At 69.9% G+C, this 17,621-nt stretch carries 19 protein-coding genes; 16 read left to right on the top strand and 3 right to left on the bottom strand.

Going from position 1 to position 17,621, the window contains the following annotated elements; all coding sequences use genetic code 11:
* Window positions 1-14: 14 nt before the first annotated feature.
* From BG452_RS01840 to BG452_RS01830, 3 genes are all read right to left on the bottom strand, one after another.
* A complete protein-coding gene (locus BG452_RS01840; RefSeq protein WP_188302334.1) occupies window positions 15-1,403 on the bottom strand; it encodes a tyrosine-type recombinase/integrase in 1,389 nt (462 codons plus the stop codon).
* A complete protein-coding gene (locus tag BG452_RS01835; protein ID WP_188302333.1) occupies window positions 1,403-1,585 on the bottom strand; it encodes a helix-turn-helix transcriptional regulator in 183 nt (60 codons plus the stop codon). Before BG452_RS01835 ends, BG452_RS01840 begins: the two co-directional genes overlap by 1 nt.
* 774 nt (window positions 1,586-2,359) lie before the next feature.
* Window positions 2,360-2,797, bottom strand: a complete 438-nt coding sequence (locus BG452_RS01830) for a hypothetical protein (protein WP_188302332.1) — start codon at window positions 2,795-2,797, stop codon at window positions 2,360-2,362.
* 535 nt (window positions 2,798-3,332) lie between these two features.
* Here BG452_RS01830 and BG452_RS01825 point away from each other — a divergent pair.
* The 16 genes from BG452_RS01825 (at window position 3,333) to BG452_RS01750 (ending at window position 17,621) form a co-directional block, all read left to right on the top strand.
* Window positions 3,333-4,076: a DUF2786 domain-containing protein gene (locus tag BG452_RS01825; RefSeq protein WP_188302331.1), complete on the top strand. Its 744-nt coding sequence runs from the start codon at window positions 3,333-3,335 to the stop codon at window positions 4,074-4,076.
* Between the two features lie 65 nt (window positions 4,077-4,141).
* On the top strand, window positions 4,142-4,384 hold the full coding sequence (locus BG452_RS01820) for a hypothetical protein (RefSeq protein WP_188302330.1): 243 nt from the start codon (window positions 4,142-4,144) through the stop codon (window positions 4,382-4,384).
* A 27-nt stretch (window positions 4,385-4,411) separates the two neighbouring features.
* Window positions 4,412-4,876, top strand: coding sequence for a DUF6197 family protein (locus BG452_RS01815; protein WP_188302329.1), 465 nt, complete (start codon window positions 4,412-4,414; stop codon window positions 4,874-4,876).
* Between the two features lie 96 nt (window positions 4,877-4,972).
* Window positions 4,973-6,730 carry a ParB/RepB/Spo0J family partition protein gene (locus BG452_RS01810; protein WP_188302328.1) on the top strand — a complete coding sequence of 586 codons (1,758 nt, stop codon included), beginning with the start codon at window positions 4,973-4,975 and terminating at the stop codon, window positions 6,728-6,730.
* Window positions 6,731-6,798: 68 nt separating this feature from the next.
* Window positions 6,799-7,224, top strand: coding sequence for a hypothetical protein (locus BG452_RS01805; RefSeq protein WP_188302327.1), 426 nt, complete (start codon window positions 6,799-6,801; stop codon window positions 7,222-7,224).
* Window positions 7,225-7,357: 133 nt separating this feature from the next.
* Window positions 7,358-8,575, top strand: coding sequence for a hypothetical protein (locus BG452_RS01800; RefSeq protein ID WP_223241610.1), 1,218 nt, complete (start codon window positions 7,358-7,360; stop codon window positions 8,573-8,575).
* A gap of 339 nt (window positions 8,576-8,914) precedes the next feature.
* On the top strand, window positions 8,915-10,105 hold the full coding sequence (locus tag BG452_RS01795) for a hypothetical protein (RefSeq protein ID WP_188302326.1): 1,191 nt from the start codon (window positions 8,915-8,917) through the stop codon (window positions 10,103-10,105).
* A 1,050-nt stretch (window positions 10,106-11,155) separates the two neighbouring features.
* Window positions 11,156-11,515: a hypothetical protein gene (locus BG452_RS01790; protein ID WP_188302325.1), complete on the top strand. Its 360-nt coding sequence runs from the start codon at window positions 11,156-11,158 to the stop codon at window positions 11,513-11,515.
* Window positions 11,516-11,640: 125 nt separating this feature from the next.
* Entirely contained in the window at window positions 11,641-12,507 is an 867-nt protein-coding gene (locus tag BG452_RS01785; RefSeq protein WP_188302324.1) for a hypothetical protein, read from the top strand.
* A gap of 119 nt (window positions 12,508-12,626) precedes the next feature.
* On the top strand, window positions 12,627-13,028 hold the full coding sequence (locus BG452_RS01780; protein WP_188302323.1) for a DUF6409 family protein: 402 nt from the start codon (window positions 12,627-12,629) through the stop codon (window positions 13,026-13,028).
* 332 nt (window positions 13,029-13,360) lie between these two features.
* Entirely contained in the window at window positions 13,361-14,836 is a 1,476-nt protein-coding gene (locus BG452_RS01775; protein WP_188302322.1) for a DUF3560 domain-containing protein, read from the top strand.
* A gap of 71 nt (window positions 14,837-14,907) precedes the next feature.
* The gene (locus tag BG452_RS01770; protein WP_188302321.1) at window positions 14,908-15,606 is read left to right on the top strand and encodes a hypothetical protein; all 699 of its coding nucleotides are present in this window, start codon (window positions 14,908-14,910) and stop codon (window positions 15,604-15,606) included.
* Window positions 15,607-15,668: 62 nt separating this feature from the next.
* Window positions 15,669-16,097 carry a DUF6197 family protein gene (locus BG452_RS01765; protein WP_188302320.1) on the top strand — a complete coding sequence of 143 codons (429 nt, stop codon included), beginning with the start codon at window positions 15,669-15,671 and terminating at the stop codon, window positions 16,095-16,097.
* 40 nt (window positions 16,098-16,137) lie between these two features.
* The gene (locus BG452_RS01760) at window positions 16,138-16,539 is read left to right on the top strand and encodes a DUF6181 family protein (protein ID WP_188302319.1); all 402 of its coding nucleotides are present in this window, start codon (window positions 16,138-16,140) and stop codon (window positions 16,537-16,539) included.
* Window positions 16,536-17,141, top strand: a complete 606-nt coding sequence (locus BG452_RS01755; protein ID WP_188302318.1) for a DUF6349 family protein — start codon at window positions 16,536-16,538, stop codon at window positions 17,139-17,141. Before BG452_RS01760 ends, BG452_RS01755 begins: the two co-directional genes overlap by 4 nt.
* 201 nt (window positions 17,142-17,342) lie before the next feature.
* Window positions 17,343-17,621 (top strand): DUF6211 family protein, encoded by a 279-nt coding sequence (locus BG452_RS01750; RefSeq protein ID WP_188302317.1) that lies wholly within the window; start codon window positions 17,343-17,345, stop codon window positions 17,619-17,621.

The raw sequence follows: 17,621 nt of genomic DNA, 5'->3' as shown, positions 1-17,621 counted from the left end.
GCACGGACCAAAGATCACGATCCGCCGGGCACAGACCGACGACTCAGCCGCTCAGTGATCAGACGGTTGGCGTGGTCCTCGTCACCGTGGATGCACTTGGCGTAGACCCGGAGCAGGACGGCGATGCTGTGGCCAGCCCGCCGGGCACACTCCGCCGGGGCGACCCCGGACGCCAGCCACAGCGAGATGCCCGCGTGCCGACCGTCGTAGGGACGCTTCGCCAGCGGCGTGGCCTGTTCCTCCAAGCTGAGGACTTCAGCGCGGGCCTTGGACCAGACGACGCCGTAGCCGCTCTCCTGGACCATCCCGTTTCGGAGGGTGCGGAACAGGCGGCCGTCGGGCGCGATGCCGTACTGCTCGATGTGCTCGCGCAGCAGCCGCACCAGCTCCGGCGGGATGGGCACCGGCCGGACGGTCTTCTCTGAGCGGTGCTTCAGTGCCCTGGGGTCGTGGGTAGCCCCGGTGTCGGTCCAGCTCGACCCCACGCGAGGGCTGTTCCCGTTGAGGTTGAGCCGGCCCCAGCCCGTTTCCGGCAGGACACAGCGGTCCTTGCGTAGGTGGACCACTTCGCCAGGCCGCATCCCTGCGTAGTAGATGCACGCGAAGAACGCCACCAGCCGAGGTCCCCGACGGCCCTGACTGCCGATCGCGGCCAGCATGGCGGTGACCTGCTCCGGGTTCATCACGTACTCGGGGTTTACCTCCTCCTCGATCTGCGGAGCCTGCCACTGGACCGCCGACAGCGGATTAGCGGTCAGTAGGCGGTCCTCGATGGCCAGGCCGATGACGTGCCCGAGGATCGCCCGCTTCCGCCGGACCGTGGACGCGGCGGCCTTCGTGCCGTCGAGCTTCACGGACAGCGCGGCGAGCATCCGTCGCGCCACTTTGGCCTCTTCCAGCTCGGAGACGTCCACTGAGTTCCGCGCGACCCATGCGAGCGCCTTCGCCACCTCGGCCGGCGGCTCCTCGTCCCACCGGTTCACGTTGAAGCCCCAGGAGTAGAGGGCGCGACGGACGACGTGCTTGTCCGGCATGCCCGCCTTGCTCTTGACCAGCTCGAACGTGACGGTCGCCAGGGCGTCGGCCCAGGTGGTCCGCGTTTTGGCCGGGGCGCCGTCCCATCGGGCCTCGACGTAGTTCCGGCCGTGCTGGTACCAGGTGACGGCCTTCTCGTCCTCCTTGAGCTTGCGGAGTTCGGAGAGCGGCAGGCCGGTCTCGGTGTCGAACGGCTCGTGGCTGGCTGCGGCCACCACCAACTGGGCCTTGCGCCCATCGGCCTGAGTTTTCGTCAGGTAAGACTCCGAGAACTCGCGACCGGCCACGGCCCAGCGCACCATCCAAGGTGACTTCCGCTCCGGTCGGTGGCGGTGGTCCCAGAACTTGACCCGGTAGGAGGTCGCCATCAGGCCGCAACCTCCTGTGCTGCCCACCAGGCGTCGAGGTCGCTGCGGCGGATGCGAATCTGATTGTTGGGGAGCTTCATGATCTTCGGGCCCCGGCCGCGGGCTGCCATGCGATAGAAAGCGGAGCGGGACATGTCGATCTCTTCGAGGACGGCTTCGAGTTTCAACTTCGAATCGGACATTGTGCGCCTTTGGTCGTACCGGTGGACTTAGGGATAAATGTTTAAGGAGATTCGACAAGCGAATGCAGCTGGGTGCATTCGTCCGGGTAATTTTCGGGGAATGGCAGAATAGATGCGTATGGTGTGCGGATGAGCAAGGGGTAATTCGGTTACCAGAGGCTCAGCGGTCGCCCTTGGGAGATCGCCGCGCGAACGCGTACGGCGATCTCCGTCTCAGGCTCACCGACCGCCAAGCCGGCGCGGATGGCGGCACCTACCGCGCGAGAGCGTCCGGCCGGGCCACGGAGATCTGCGAGTGGGCTGCCCGGGTCGCGCCGGCGGGCTACCCACTCGGCCCGGTTCTCGGCTGCCGTGCCCAGCCGGAGGTGCGTCGGCTGCTGGCAGGAGTGGTTGTCGCAGGTGTGGCAGACGGTCAAGTTGTCCGCCCCCCAGCCGAGTCGGGGAATGACGCCGCGGGCGAGTTGGTATCCGTACAGATGGCCTGGCACTGTGCCGCGTCGCGTCCTGCCAGGCCGTGAGGCTGCTCGAAAGGTGGCATGGCCAGTACTTGAGATTCCGCCGATGAAGAACCAGCAGTCCTCCGCTGGTGAGGTGCGGTGGACCTTCGCCCAGTAGCGGGTCTGAACAGAAGCATCGGTCAGCCAAGTGGTCCACTCAACTGCACTTATCCGTACGGGTATTGGATCTCCGATGAGAGACAGCTGCTCGTCACTACGAGCGGGCCTGAACTTGCACACCGCTGAGGGCGGGAAGAGGCCGGGCCCGAGACCGCTGTCAGGTGTCATCGGCCAGGGCGCCATTCGGGGCGGAAGCGGGGGGCGTGGGTGATGAAGCCGATGCATCTGCCGGAGGCTTGCGGGCCCGGTGAGGGGAGCGCGGACGCTGGGCGTGGTCACGCAGCGCCTCAATGACTTCCTTGGCGCGAGCGGCGGTAACAGGCTTCGCCTCGCGCTCCAGTTCTTCCGCCGGCACGCCCAGCAATGCCGAGACCAACTCGGCGTTGCTGTCGAACAATCGAAGGACGGCTGCTGCGGCCTCTCGCGCTGCGATGTCCGCCTTTTCCTTCGCCTTGGTCGCCCTCACCGCGCTTTCGCGGGTGGCCAAGACGTTCGCCGCAGCAATTTCCCGCGTACGTGCCTGAACCGCTTCGACAGCCCTAACCCGTCGGCGAATTTCCGCCGCGCTCACCGATGCTGCTGGAGTCGTGCTCACTCGTCCCCCATCCCTGCCAGAACCTTTCATTGCGCGCACCGTAAGCAGGAGTCCGCGGACACCTCAAACCTCGGCGGCGGGCGCTGGTGGTCTTGGGTCTTTATGCCTCCGGCGGGTCCTCTCTCGGAGGGGGAGGGGGTGGGTCGGTTGGGTGCGGCGGCGTCGTGGTTGGGGTTGTGGGGCGGGGCTCCCTCCCCGGTCGAACACCCGGAGGGCGTACCAGGAACCCGGGCAGGGTGCCCAGGCCGAGCCGCTGCGCGGTCGCTGCGCGAGCCTGGACACCCCACCCGGAACCCTGGTCCGGCGGAGCTGTCCGACCGAGGAGGGAACCCCGCCCAGGCCCGTTGTGGCCGGGCCCGGCCGGGCGGGTGCGGGTCCGGCGGGGCGGAAATGGGCAGGTCAGGGCGGTTCTCCGGCTTGACCCGACCCTTGGAACATGGTTTAATTAGACATGTCGGAAGGGGAGGGCAACACCCCAGCCGGCCACCGGCGGACCGACCGGGCCCCCGGGCCAACTCTCACCAGGAGTAGAACCGTGACGACCCCCCAGGCAGGCGTGAACCCCAAGCTCGCGACCATTCGGGCGCTGCTGGCCAAGGCCGAGGATGCCGCGACGCCGGAGGCCGAGGCGGAGCTGGCCCGCACGCGGGCGATGGAGATGATGGCGAAGTACGGCGTTGACGAGGCACTCCTGAGCGACGGGCAGCCGTCGCGGGATGGGATCACGGCCCGCTACATCGACCTCCCCAACCCCTGGTCGATGTCCCGCGTCCGCCTTATGTGCTTCATCGCGGAAGCCGTCGGCTGCAAGGCCATCAACATGGGCCAGGAAGCGAACGGCGTTCGCCGCGTCCACGTGGTGGGCTACGAGTCCGACGTCCAGCGCGCGGAAATCCTCTACACCTCGCTCCTGCTCCAGATGCTCAACGGGCTAAACCGGCAGGCCGTGCCGTACGGGGTGCGCAGCGCGAAGGCGTGGCGCAACTCCTGGCAGCTCGGTTTCATCGTGCGCGTGACCGAGCGGCTCAAGGCGATCGAGGAGGCCGCCCGAGCCGCAGCCGCCGGGGAGACGTCCGCCACTGGCCGCAGCACTGAACTCGTTCTGGCCGACCGCGACACGATGGTGGAGAGCGCCTACCGGAAGGCCCACCCCAAGACCTGGAAGCAGCGCAGTTCCTTCAGCGGCAACGGGTACGGCGACGGAGTCGCCGCAGGCAACCGCGCCGACATCGGGGGAACCCGGATCGGAGGCAGGTCCGCCGAATCGGTCGCCGCCTGATACGCGCACTTCCGCCGGGGCGGCAGCCCGCCGCCCCGGCTCACCCCGCACCCAAGGAGCCCTGCATGTACATGGATTGGGTCAAGTTCGCCAAGGCCGACGAGAACGGCCACCACTACTTCCAGGTCTACAGCGTCCCCCAGGCGTGGAACGCCGCCACTCCGAAGGTCCCGGGCACCGGCCGGATCACCGAAGCCGCCGCCCGCACCTACGCGACCGTCAGCCCCGCCGGTCACCAGTGGCGTGTCCCCTGTTACTGCACCGACTGCGCCATTGCAGCCAAGCGCCTTGAGCGCACTAGTTCTTGACCACCCCAGTCCGACCAGGAGAACGCGATGCCGCCCCGGAAGCCCCGCGCCACCCCCGCCCGCATCCTCACCGCCGCCGCCGACCACATCGAACGCGTCGGCCTCTATCAGGGTGACCAGCTCTGGCAGCCCGGCAGGATGGGCAACACGGCCCCCTGTACCGTGCTTCACGCATGGGCGCGCGGCGTGCGCGCCGCACGGCCCCACTGGTCCGTGCGCGGCGAACCTTGGGACATCTTCCAGCGGGCCCTGTTCGACTCCCTTGTGGTGCTCAGCAACCACATCAACGGCCGCCCCGTGGCGCCCATCCGGTGGCGGAGGCTGGGGCTTGGTGAAGATGCCTACCGCCGCACCCTGCTGTGGTGCTGGGGTGACGCCCCCGAGCGGACCACGGCCGAGGCAGCCGCCCTGCTCCGTTCCGCCGCATCGCTGTACCCGAGTGGCGTCGATCACACTGTCCCCGGTTGCCCCACCCTCCAGAACATGGTTTAATTAGTGATGTCGGAAGGGGAGGGCAACACCCCAGACCGACACCCCCGCCGGGGCCGACCGTCCCGGCGGAACCTCTCACCAGGAAGAGCAGAACCGATGACCACCAGCACCAAGACCGCAGCCGGCATTCAGGCCACCCGTGCCCCATGGCCGACCCTCACCGTCGCCGAACTCACCGCGCGCCCCGGCAATGTCCGCGACATCGAGGTTCCGGCCGAACTGCTGGCAGACGTGAAGGAGGCTGGTGTTCAGGAGCCGCTGTACGTCGTGCGCACTCACGGCGACGTGCCGCAGATCATCGACGGGTTCCAGCGGCTGGCCGCCGCCGTCGCCGCCGGGCTGGAGGCCGTCCCGTTCACGTCCCGCCCGGTCATCCGGCTCGACGCGCTCACCCCGCACCCGAAGAACGCCCGCGACGAACTCGACATCAATGCGCCGTTCGTGGACTCCCTCCGCACCGAGGGGTGCCGCATCCCCGTCAAGATCCAGCGACTTGACGACGGGACGATCCAGGTCAACGACGGAAACCGCCGCTACCACGGGTCGAAGGACGCGGGCCTCACTCACGTGCCGTACGAGTGGGACGACGACGACCGCGACGCGGCCGGGCAGTTCCTCGACATGATCACGACCGCCCAGCACCGCAAGAGCCTGACACCGTCGGAGATGAACCAGGCGATGTTCAGCGCCGCCGAGGCGGGCGCCCAGGTCGGCCGCATCGCCAAGGCCGCAGGCGTGCGGCAGAAGGACGTGCGGGCCCTCGTGAAGGTCAAGTCCAGCGAGGAGCTGAGCGCCGCCGTGAGCGCCGCGAGCAGCTACACGTGGACGTTCGATCACCTGGCCGCGCTCACCGAGTTCGCGGACGCCCCCGACGCGGTCGCCGCGATCACCGAGGCCGCCAACGGGAACTATGCGGACGAGAACGATGTCGAGTGGGCCATCGCCAGGGAGCGGACCAAGCGCGAAAAGCGGGCCAAGGCCGAAGCCCACCGCGCGGAGCTGGAAGCGGCCGGGAACAAGATCCGGGGCGCCGAGGAGCTGTCCGAGCGAGCCATGCCCGTGTGGAGGCTGAGCGGCGTCAACGCCGAGGAGCACGCCACCTGCAAGGGGCACGTGTGGGTGTTCAGCGACCGGTACAGCGACCGGTACGAGCCCTACTGCACCGCCCCCGGGCTGTACGGGCACACGGCACCGGAGAACTCCAGTGGTAGTGGCACCAAGACTGCTGAGGCGGAGGCTGCGAGCGCGTCCCTGGCCGCCGTCAAGGCGGGGAACATCGACTGGGACGCTGCCGAGTCGATCCGGAGGAAGTGGCTCGCGGACCTGATCAAGTCGCGCAACCTCACGAAGAGCGCCACGAACGCCATGATCAGGAACGTCAACGAAGCTCTCATTAGCGGCACTTGGGGAGTCTGCGACGACCTGAACAAGGAGCCGACCACCGCGATCCTCGCCACTCTCCTGGGGCTGAACGCCCACCAGAGCAAGGAGCGGAGCAGCTTCGCGGAGCACGTGACGAAGGACCCGCGCCGAGCCCCGCAGCTCCAGTTCGCCGCCGTCGCCGCCGTCAGGGAGAAGTGCGCGACCCGGTCAGCATGGCGGACCGACAGTCAGCGTGTTCCGGAGAGGCGGAAGCCCACCGCCCGGTGGTTCAAGGTGCTGGAGTCCCTGGGGTACCCGCTGACGCCCATCGAGCGCGCCGTGGCGAATGACGAGCCGTACGACCCAGCGAAGGAGCACGTCCGTGGCGCGCTCCCGAGCGGAGACGAGCCGGAGGCCGCACAGGAGTCCGGGACCGACGAGGAACCGGGCGACCCGGAGGCCGAGTCAGCCGACGACACCCAAGCCGCCTGATCCACCCTCAGTCACCCGACGCCGGGGGCGGGAAGTCCCGCCCCCGGTCAGCCCACAGGAGCCCCACAATGCCCCGTGCAGCCGCCCTCTCCGAGACCTACGCCGCCGACCACTGCTGCGGATACGCCGCCGCCCCTGCTGAGTCCAACCCGAGCATCGCCGCCGACATCATGCAGGCCCGCGCCATCGCGTCCGGGCTCGCGGAGTTCGGCATCGGTTCGGCCCGCTGGTCGGCCGCCTACGACCGCGAGGCCGCCGCCGTCGTCCTGCGCGTGGACACCCCGCGCGGACTGTACGCGCTCGCCATCCCCGAGCCCGGCCAGGCGTTCCCCGTCCGCCACCGGGGAGAGCGCATCGGGGCACTGGACTGCAGCCGCACCTACGGCACCGCCGACAGCTACACCGCCGCCCTGTTTGCCGCGTTCCTCCGCGACCGTGCGGCACTCGACCTCCCCGGCCGGGATGGTTGCCTCACGCCACAAAACATGGTTTAATTAGTGATGTCGGAGGGGGCAACACCCCCTCTGATCCACGGGCCGTCAGCCGGCCCCGACCCGGCCGAACGCGGAGGGCAACCCGCCCGGCCGGGCGCTCGATTCCTCTCTCTCACCAGCAGGAGCACTCACGATGAACAGCGAAGCCATGCGGTTTTCCGTCCCCGCCACCGCCCAGGCCCGCGTGCGTCAGCTTGTCGAGGCGACCAACGCCCGCGCCGCCGTCCACAAGCTCACCGCGTACGCGCTCGACATCTCCGCCCCCTTCCTGGCCGACTACCACGATGTGGACGGCCGCCTGATCGGCAAGCGCCCCACCGTCACCGTGACGATTTCCGGTGATATCCCCCGTCACCAGGGCTGGACCGTCATCGCCCGCCTGGACCACGACGAGGAGGGCGAGACGATCACCAGCCTGTTCCCGGGCCTGCCGGAGTCGGACGCCGAGGCCGCGCGCCAGCACCGCACCATTGAGAACTTCTGCCAAGGGTGCTCCGTCGCCCGCCACCGCACCGCGACCTACCTTGCCCGCCACGAGAACGGCGAGATGCGGCAGTTGGGCACTACCTGCGTCGAGCCGTACACCGGGCTGCCGATCAAGGGCCTTGAGGCGCTGTGGCGCTTCGGGACGCTCAAGGACTCCGATTGGGACGGCGACGAGGGCGGCATCCCGGCCGATCTGCGCGTGCCGGTGATCGAGGTGCTGCGGGTGGCCGCCGCTGTGGTCACGCAGGACGGCCGCTTCTACAGCCGCTCAGAGCAGTGGAAGAACACCGTGCCGACCGCCGATTCGGTCGAAGCGTACTTCTTTGACCGCAAGGCCCCGCAGGAGTGGCGGGACGCCATCAACGCCGAGCCGGACGCGGCGAGCACCGCCGCCGCCGTCCTTGCGTGGGCCATCCAGGGGTACGGCAGTCTCTCCGAATACCGCCACAAGGTCGGCCAGTTGGCCAAGGGCGAGACCGTCGACCCGCGCCACCTGCCAACGCTGGTGTCCGCCATCGCCGGATGGCACCGTGACCAGGAGAAGGAGGCCACCGAGCGCGCCGCCCAGAACTCCAAGCCGCAGGGCACCGTGGGCGAGCGCATCACCACCAGCGCCACCGTCACCACCGTGATCGAGCTGGAAGAGCGGTACTACGGTTACCATGCCCAGCGCCGCCGACTGATCAAGTTCCAGGACCCGAGCGGCAACGTCTACGTCTGGTTCTCCTCCTCCGCGACCATCCCTGACAAGGGCGACGAGGTCGAACTGACCGGCACGGTCAAGGACCACAGCATCTACAACGAGACCGCGCAGACCGTCCTCACCCGGTGCCGCGTCGCCGAGCGCGAACCGGTCGCCGCTTAGGAGCCCCGAGCCGGGCGGGAGAGCACCGCCCGGCCTGGCCCGCCCCCACGCTCCGCCCACCGCCGACCGGGCGGGCCAGCGTCGGCGGCACGCCGACCCCTGGCCCCCGAACGAAAGGGCGTCCCTGCGGGACGGCTCAGCCTGGCCCGGCTCGCAGCCGGCCGGGACGTCCGGGCCGCAGGCGGCCCTCCCGCCCCATCCGGACGCCGGGCCAACGGGCGTGCCCTGCGGGCACGACAGCACTCTCCATCGCGCTCCGCGCGACCAGGGCGGCAACCCAACGACGGGGTCGCAGCTCGCACCCGACCTCACCACCGAGACACCCGCGAGGACTTCTCCATGCCCGATCCCGTCTGCGTCGCCCGCCCGGCCGCCCCGTTCGGCGACCCGTCGCCCGAGACCTGCCTCCAGGTCGCGGGGGAGGCCGCCCTCCTCGCCGTCATCGCGGCCGACGACGCCATGGCTGCCGTGTGCCGCAGCCGCGCCGCGAACGCGGAGCACCGGGAGGCGGTCATGCACGCGACCCATCAGGAAGCCGTCGAGGCCGCGCGGCACGCCGACCGAGCCGAGCAGTACGCCGCCGACCCCGAGATGCCGACCAGTGCCCTGGTGTTCTGCGCCCGGAAGGCCGTCGACCACGCTGTACGCGCCCAGACCGCCGCCGGAGTCGAGACGACAGCGGCCGACCTGCGCGCCCGATTGGAAAGGGTCCTGACCCCAGTCGAATTGGCCGAGCGAGAGAGCACCCGCCGCCGCGAGCAGGCCCGGCACGAAGCCGATCAGCGGGCCGCCACCGGCATGGACCGCGAGAACCGGGAGCTGGCCGCGTCGAACCGGTACCTCGCCGAACACCACGTCGCCGAACTCGGCTGGACCGCCGGACACCTGCGAGTGCTGGAAGCCGCCGAGACCGGCCGCCTGTACTGGCGAGACGGCCGTGCCCGGCTCGCGGCGCAGTACGGGGTGTGGAACGGTGGTCGCCGGGTCAGCCAGGAACGTACGCAGGCGCTGCTCAGCGCCCGGTTCCTGACCGCCACCGCCAACACCAACGACGGTGTCCGGGTGCTCACCCCCAGCCCGATGGGCCAGGTGGCCCTCGAACTCGCCCGGCTCCACCAGGACGGACTGCACATCAACGACCAGACCGCCTACGAGGCGCGGTTCGCCCGTGTCCGCCGACGCTACAAACGCCGGGACGACCAGAAGGCCGCCGCCCGCCGCCTGCCGCCGCTCGACCCCAGCGCGCAAAACCTGTACCGCAGGCCCGCCACCGTCGCCGAGCAACAGGCGTTCGCCCTCCGCACAGGGAAGCTGCACCGCAGTGTAGAAAGGCTGCGCCGGGGGCCGGCCGGGCTCGCCGAGCAACAGGTGCTCCCCGAGCACGAGCCGTCCCACCCAGGGGAGGACGAAAGCGGGTACTGCCCCGCGGTCGAGCCGCCCCGGCCGGCCGCCGCCCCCGCCGAGGTTCTGCCAGCCCCAACGGCCACGGCGATGAGCAGCAAGCGTGCTGTGCAGCCCAGTCTGTGGTAATCCCCCAGTTCCGCCCGCTTCCGTCTTGTCAGCTGCTCGTGGCAGTCTGGCCATCCATCAGTGCAAGGAGTTTTCGCACAATGGTCATTCACCCACTCACCATGATGCTGTCCACGCTCGGCTGGACAATCGGGGGCGGCCTCGTCGGGCTGGTTCTGGCCCTGCTCGGAACGGGCCCGCTACTGCCGAGCGTCTTGATGTGTGGCCTGGTCACGCTTGTGCTTGGCGGTGCGATGAACGTGGACCGGTTTATACGCTGGCGCCTTGGTGGACTGGTCCAGTAACTCGCTGGCGTTGTTGGGTTTTTGTGCCTCCGGCGGGTCCTCTCTCGGAGGGGTTGGGGGCGGGTTGGTCGGGTGCGGGTGCGTCGTGGTTGGGGTTGTGGGGGCGGGGTTCCCTCCTCGGTCGGCCGCCCGTTGGGCGTACCAGGGCCCCGGGCAGGGTGTCCAGGCCGAGCCGCTGCGCGGTCGCTGCGCGAGCCTGGACACCCCACCCGGAACCCTGGTCCGGCGGAGCTGTCCGACCGAGGAGGGAACCCCGCCCGGGGCCCGTTGTGGCCGGGCCCGGCCGGGCGGGTCCGGGTCCGGGTCCGGCGGGGGTGGAAATGGGCAGGTCAGAGCGGGTTTCTGGCTTGACCCGACCCCTTAGAACATGGTTTAATTAGTCATGTCGGAAGGGGAGGGCAACACCCCAGCCGACCGCCGGGTGAATGTCCCCGGAGGAGCCTCTCGCCAGAAGGTGTTCAAATTGAAGAAGATTCAAAGCATTATTGCCCGGGTCGGCGATTTCCTTTGGCCCCCCACTGTATATGTCGTTTACCGGTGCGGTAAATGCACCTTGAAGGCCGAGATCAGCGGAGATGAGTCGTACGTTCTGTCCACATTCAAGGTAATCATCGAGCACAAATGCTCGGTAGCGGGCGAATTCAAATAGTCAGCAGGGGAGGGCAATAGCCCGACCGACTAACCAGCAGGCCAACCAGTCGCCGACATCCCTCTCTTCCCTCCGATAATCCCGGTGGCGCGCCACCCCTCCCCGAAAGGCCATGAGATGAGCACCGACCTGTTCGTTATCAATCCGAAGTGGACCGTACAGGCCCCACATCTTCGGTGTACCCTGAAAAGAGCACTCGCCGCTCAACCGGAGCACCGCGTGTGGTCCGGAACCGAACACATCAACAACGCCGGAGCAATGGCCTACGGCGGAGAACTCCCCGATTCCGGCCCGTGGCACCTTGACCACTCTCAACTCCGCACGCTCAAAATCGCCATCGAATGGCGCAGGGCCAAACGGGAGGCCAGCGGCCAGAAGACCGCCCCGGACATCCTCAAGCACTGGAAAGAAATTGAGGACGAGGTCATAGAGGCATACCGGGGAGCGTGCCACGAAGAAGGGCTGTACTGGATCTGAGGACTTGCCCATCGCCCAGAAACATGGTTTAATTAGTGATGTCGGAAGGGGAGGGCAACACCCCGGACCGACGGCGGCGGGCCAGCCGGCCCGGACGCCCGAATTCTCACCAGGAGGACCAAGTCATGCCCGGCAAGCCGAAGATGACCGACGACGAGCGCCGCGCCTACAGTGCCCAGATGCGCGGTGAGCTCGAATCCGTGATGGACCGCGCGTACGGCGCGATGGTCGCCGACGAAGGGTTCTGGGCCGCCGTCATGCGCACGGCCGCCACCCTGGCCGACCGCAGCCCCGTCAACTGCATCGCCATCGCCGCCCAGTACCCCCATGCGACCCGCGTCCTCAGCTCCGGCGACTGGCGCAAGGCCGGGCGGTTCCCGGCCAAGGGGTCCACCTCCCTTCGCATCTGGACCCCGATCCGGCGGCGGACCGACGACGCCCAGGCCACCGCCGAGGCCGGGCCCCGGGAAGCCGCCCGCGACGCCGCCGCCGAGGGGGAGGGGCGCAAGGTGTCCGGCTTCAAAGCCGGGCCGGTGTTCGACATCAGTCAGACCGAAGGCGACGCCTACGAGCAGCCCGCCCCCGCCCCGCTCGCAGCCGAGACCGTCCGGGATGTCCTGCTCACCCAGTACCGCGACTGGTACCACGAGGACCCCGAGCAGGCCGGAGGGTACGACTTCAGCCGGGAGGCCCCCGACGCCGCCGCGCGCATCCTGCTGTACGGCCACGCTTGGCGACGCATCACCGAGGCTGACGCCCCCCTGCCTGGCCAGCATCTCGCCGAGGTCGCCTCGGCCGCCCACGTCGCCGAGCTCATCCTTGGGATCGCCCCCGGCCCGGCCGTCATGCCCCCGCTCGCGGGCATCATCACCCAGGACAAGAAGCCCCCCGTGCACGAGTCCGCCGTCCGCGTCATCGAGACTGGCCGCGCCATCGCGCAGGCCGTCACCGCCGCCGCCGAGCGCCGCCGCGAACTCGTTGCCGCCGGTTGACCCAAGACTAGAAACATGGTTTAATTAGTGACGTCGGAAGGGGAGGGCAACACCCCGACCGGCACCCCCCGCCGGGGCCGACCGGCCCCGGCGGAACCTCTCACCAGACAGGACACGACATGCTCACCACCGACCAGGCCCCTACCGTCCAGGACTTCCCCGCAGCCACCCTCGTGAACGCCGGGCCCTGGTTCCGGGGCCACCAGCTCGACCCCCGCCCGGCCATCGTCGTCGGCCCCTTCGGTGGCCCGGAGTTCGCCGACACGGCCGAGATGGTTGTCGTCTGGTATTTCACCATCGGTGCCCCGACGCCCGGGGACAGCGTCCAGGCGATGTTTCCCCACGAGCTGACGCCACTTGACGACACGCTGACCACCATGGACACGGGCACGTTCTGCGACATCGCCACCAGCCTGCCGCTCGGCAGGTTCCCCTACAACCAGGGGAACGACCTCACCGCCGCCGTGAACCGCGCGGTCCGCGAGCGGATCGAAGCCGCCCCGGCCACCCGCCGAAGCTAACCCAAGGCCCCGCCGGTCCGGGGGAGGGCAACACCTCCGGACCAGCGCGGGCCCCCACACCCGAGCGGACACCCCTTCGGGGCGGCAGCAGCACGGTCCGGTGCGTTCACCGCCGCCGGCCGACTCCGCCTAGCGGCTCCGTCGACCGACGGCGGGCACCGGACCGCGAAGGACGCGCCCCGCGGGGGCGCGACAGCCCCTGCCGTCGCGCAGGGCGCGACGGCGGCGGACCGCTCGTCCCTCACGGCCCGCCCCCGGTGGTGCTCACCGCTTCCAGCACCCCGTCCGCCCTCCGGGCGGCCAAAAGACTCTCACCAGAAAAGACCAGTTCGATGACCATCCAGATCACCCACACCCGCCGAGAAGGAACCCTGGTCGACGGCACCGGCCGGGGCGACGGATCAGCCGACATCCTCAAACTCCGCGAGTACGGACGCACCCAGCGCCAGCCCTTCCGCTGGAGCCGCAACCTCGACTGCTGGTACCTCCCGCACAGCCGCGACCACGCCACCTACACACCCTCCCTCGAACTCCTCGCCCAGCGACTGCGGGACGCCGGCCTCGACGCCACCCTGACGATCGACAACGCCGACCGTCGCACCTTCACCGAGGCCGAACAGGATCGGGAAGACCGCGCCGAGGCCCGCGCCGACCGCTTCGAGGGGTACGCCGACAACGCCGCCCGCAACTCCCACGCCGCGTGGAAGTCCGCCCACGACATATCCGAGCGATTCGAGTTCGGCCAACCCATCCTCGTCGGCCACCACTCCGAGGCACGTGCCCGGCGCGACCAGGAACGCATGCACACCTCGATGCGCAAGAGCATCAGCGAAGACGACCGCGCCCAGCACTGGGCCGACCGCCAGAAGGCCGCCGCCAACTACGAGAAGTTGCGCAAGGACCCCGACACCACCCTCCGGCGCCTCGACAGGCTGCGGGCCGACCTCCGCGCCGTCGTGAAATGGCAGCGCGGCGAGTCAGCCAAGGGGTACACCCGCAACCCAGCCAACCCGGAACTGATCATCGAGCAGCAGGAGTTGACCGAGGAAATCGCGCACTGGGAACAGGTCCTCAAGGACGCCGAGACCAAGGGCTTCAAGGTGTGGACACGCGCCGACTTCAAGCGCGGTGACTTCGCCCTCCACCGAGGCGCCTGGTACGAGATCCTGCGCGTCAACCCCAAGTCCGTGACCATCCGCCACATCTTCAACGGCACCGGCAAGACGGTCGTCCGCGCCACCGACGACGGTTACGACGGGTGGACCTCCACCGCCCCCTACGACGACATCTCCGGGCGTAAGAGCGCCGACGAGATGCAGCAGCTGCCCCAGGCCAAGGCCGCCGAGCACCAGGAGGAGGCCGAGCACTCCCCGCTGGTCGAGGAGCCGGCACCGGCGGCCGAGACGTGCCCCATGTGCTACTCCAGCCAGTGGCGCGCGGAAATGCGCCGCTGCGCTCACTGCCACCACACTCCCGACGGGAAGCCGACTCCCGCGTCGGCCCCCGCCGCAGGAGCGAACTGGCCGCAGGGCATGGCGCTCGTGCTCATCGCCTCGAAGAACTCCCACCGCTCCCGCAAGCGCGCACTGTGGGCGATGGCCCGCCACGAGGCACAGGCCGTGTGCGGCGACCCTCGCACCTCCGGCCGCTCGTACATGCTCACCTGGACCGACCGCCCCGGCACCGAAGGCGCCGACTGGGAATGGGTACCGGACAACGGGAGTCTCGACCCGGTCCTGTCGGACCTGGGCATCACCCCGCGCCGTACATGGACCCCCGCCCCGCAGACCCCGGCCGCCGCCGCGTAACGACCGCCGACCCGCCCCGGCGGCCGCCCCGCCCCGGGGCGGGCCCCTCTCTCACCAGAAGGCACACCACCATGAGCATCCAGCTTCTCGAACGACCTGTCGTCCTCACCGTCCCCGCCACCGAGCCGGACGACCAGCACGCCCCGGTCCCCGGTCAGCCCGACCACCGCACGGCCGTCCGCGAAACCGCGGAGCCGGGCACCCTCCAGGCCGCCGTGCCCTACCGCATCGGAACCCCGGACTCGGCGGGGCGCTATCCCGTGATCATCGGCCAGGACCAGGTCATCGGCCGCGCCCGCCGGTGGAGCCGGGATTGGTGGGTCGAGACCAGCGCGGGGGAGACCAACTTCGGCCGCCCGGACAAGGGTGTTCCCGGCGTCGAGATGGCCGCCGCCCGCCTCGCCGAGAAGTACGCCGCCGGAGAGATCACCGCCATCCCGCTGGACCAGATCCGCGCTGAAGTGCTCCAGCCGCTGACCGGCCCCGTGCCCCTGCTGCACCCGCGGATGCTCATCAACGACCGCAACGTCAAGAGCGCTCTCGCCGCGTTCGCCGGACTCGCGAACCTCCGGTGGCGAGCGGTCCTCACCGGGTTTCCCGGCTCTGACAACCACTGGGTCCTGCTCTGCGAGCTGTGCGGGTGGGTCGGCCCCAAGTTCTGGAGCCACTTGCGCGGAAGGAACGGCGGCCTGCCCAGCCTCCACCGCCACGACGGCGGATGCGTCGGCCCGGACCGCGTCCGCCAACTGATCCCCGCCTACCAGCAGTAGACCCGACCACCGGGGGCGGCGGCACGCCGCCGCCCCCGGGCACCACCGAGACGGACACCACCATGCAGATCCGCTACAGCCCCGAGAGCATCGTCATCGCCGACACCCCGGCCGCGATCCTGGAGTGGGCCGCCCACCACATCGAGCACGTCGGCATCCACCAGGGCCCCCGCCTGTTCGACGGCCCCGGCCGCACCGCGCTCCTGCCGTGCTGGCCGCGCGGCGCCCTCGAAGTCGCCGCTGGCGAAGGGCGGGGAGCCGCTGGCCGCACCTACGACTGGGACCGCATCAACCACGCCCGTGACGAGGCGTTCGCCCTACTCGCCGAGACCCTCACCGGCCACCCCGCCGACGCCGACCACCCCACCGCCGCGAAGGACCGGCACCGCGACCTCATCGACCGGTGGAGCGCCGAGCCCGGCCGCACCGCCGCCGATGTCGCCCGCGCCTTCCGCGCCGCCGCCGCCCGCGCCGACCACGCCCTGTTCTGACCGGGCCCGCCCGCCACCCGACACCCCGAAGGCCAGCGCTATGGACCAGACGACCACACTCCGCAGCACCACCGGGGCCCCCAACCGACGAGGAGCCGCCACCCCGAGCAAGGACGGCGTCCACCGGATCGGCGTGCCCCTCCAACCCCGGCTCAGCGCGACCGAGCTGATCCGCGTACTCCTCGCGGCCCCCGTCGAGACCGACCTTCACACCCCTGACCCCGTACAGGTCCGCGCGATCATCGCTGAGGTGCTCACCCGGCACGGTTACGAGGTACTCGACCGCTCTCCGAACGACCCCGGCCACGACCGCCACCAGGAGGCCCGCCGCGCGATCCGCCGCGCCTACGGCCCACGCTTCCAGGACTCCCCGGCAGAACAGGCCGCACTCGCCGACCCCCTACGCGAAGTGCTCACCGCTGAGGCGGGCGAACGGCCGTGACCGCTACCACCGCCGAGCCGACCGGCGCCCAGGCCCGGCAGACGCACTACTGGCGGCTCCGCAACGGACGGACACTCGCCCTGACGACCAGCGCGCCGCGGACATGGCACATCCGGCCCGGCCACCCCGGCGGCGCGTACAGCGACCTCGGGCACGAACTGGACCCGCCCGAGCACCACGTCCCGACCGTGCTCACCCGCAGCCGGCCGACCGGCCGCCGGGAAGAGGAGGAGTTCCGCGGCGGGTGCCTGGCCTGCGACTGGGAAGGCCCCATTCACCGTGGTGACGGGTACGGCGACGGCGACAACCAGGCCGTCGAGGACGCCCACGACCACGCCTTCCCCGGCTGGCGCACCCTGCCGCCCCTCACCACCGTCGAGGACCGGTCGGCACTCCCGCGCGACCGGGGACGGTGGGCACAGCTGACCTCCCGCTACCCGCCCGGGTGGCTGGACCATGGCGCCCCGCTGGTGGCATGGAGCCGCCACCGCCGCGAAGCCCACGCACCCCCGCACCGCGGACGCCCCCGCTACGAACTCCGCGTACCCCGGCCCCCGGGCCGCCGGGACATACGCCTTGCCGAACAGGAAGCACTGTTCTGATGAACGCCGCACTCCGGGCCAGAGCCCCGCCGCCCCGACACAAAGATGGTCTAATTACTCCGCCGACGGCGGAGCGGGCAACCTCCGCCCCGGCGGCTGCCAAACCGGCACCCGCACCCCCGGACAACAAAGGACGGCCAGCGCGAGTTTGGCAACAAGGCGCGGGCCGTCCGGTGTTCTCTCACCAGAAAGAACAGCACCATGCTATGCGACCGACACCCCGACTGTCCCCAGCCCGGCGACACCGCCCAGCTCAAGAGCGGTAACAGCATCGGCGCCAAGGACACCGACAACTTCGTCATCGTTGAAGACTTCCCGCCGACCGGCCGGCACCTCGTGCTCAACCTCCCCACCGGCCACCCCGCCCACGACGACTGGGCCGCCGCCGTCCCGGCGGAGCAGATAGCCACCCTCACCCGGCTCGAACCCACCGGCAGCCGCACCTGGACGCCCGTCCCCGACCCAGACGAACTCCAGTGA

This window comes from Streptomyces sp. CBMA123, from assembly GCF_014596465.1.
Lineage (GTDB): Bacteria > Actinomycetota > Actinomycetes > Streptomycetales > Streptomycetaceae > Kitasatospora.
This window is presented reverse-complemented; position numbering and strand designations above follow the sequence as displayed.

Coding starts and splice junctions, on each gene's coding strand:
- BG452_RS01815 (WP_188302329.1), top strand. CDS start 4,412: ATGCCGCCCCGGAAGCCCCGCGCCACCCCCGCCCGCATCCTCACCGCC.
- BG452_RS01770 (WP_188302321.1), top strand. CDS start 14,908: ATGAGCATCCAGCTTCTCGAACGACCTGTCGTCCTCACCGTCCCCGCC.
- BG452_RS01795 (WP_188302326.1), top strand. CDS start 8,915: ATGCCCGATCCCGTCTGCGTCGCCCGCCCGGCCGCCCCGTTCGGCGAC.
- BG452_RS01785 (WP_188302324.1), top strand. CDS start 11,641: ATGCCCGGCAAGCCGAAGATGACCGACGACGAGCGCCGCGCCTACAGT.
- BG452_RS01820 (WP_188302330.1), top strand. CDS start 4,142: ATGTACATGGATTGGGTCAAGTTCGCCAAGGCCGACGAGAACGGCCAC.
- BG452_RS01840 (WP_188302334.1), bottom strand. CDS start 1,403: ATGGCGACCTCCTACCGGGTCAAGTTCTGGGACCACCGCCACCGACCG.
- BG452_RS01765 (WP_188302320.1), top strand. CDS start 15,669: ATGCAGATCCGCTACAGCCCCGAGAGCATCGTCATCGCCGACACCCCG.
- BG452_RS01805 (WP_188302327.1), top strand. CDS start 6,799: ATGCCCCGTGCAGCCGCCCTCTCCGAGACCTACGCCGCCGACCACTGC.
- BG452_RS01790 (WP_188302325.1), top strand. CDS start 11,156: ATGAGCACCGACCTGTTCGTTATCAATCCGAAGTGGACCGTACAGGCC.
- BG452_RS01750 (WP_188302317.1), top strand. CDS start 17,343: ATGCTATGCGACCGACACCCCGACTGTCCCCAGCCCGGCGACACCGCC.
- BG452_RS01810 (WP_188302328.1), top strand. CDS start 4,973: ATGACCACCAGCACCAAGACCGCAGCCGGCATTCAGGCCACCCGTGCC.
- BG452_RS01800 (WP_223241610.1), top strand. CDS start 7,358: ATGAACAGCGAAGCCATGCGGTTTTCCGTCCCCGCCACCGCCCAGGCC.
- BG452_RS01780 (WP_188302323.1), top strand. CDS start 12,627: ATGCTCACCACCGACCAGGCCCCTACCGTCCAGGACTTCCCCGCAGCC.
- BG452_RS01760 (WP_188302319.1), top strand. CDS start 16,138: ATGGACCAGACGACCACACTCCGCAGCACCACCGGGGCCCCCAACCGA.
- BG452_RS01835 (WP_188302333.1), bottom strand. CDS start 1,585: ATGTCCGATTCGAAGTTGAAACTCGAAGCCGTCCTCGAAGAGATCGAC.
- BG452_RS01775 (WP_188302322.1), top strand. CDS start 13,361: ATGACCATCCAGATCACCCACACCCGCCGAGAAGGAACCCTGGTCGAC.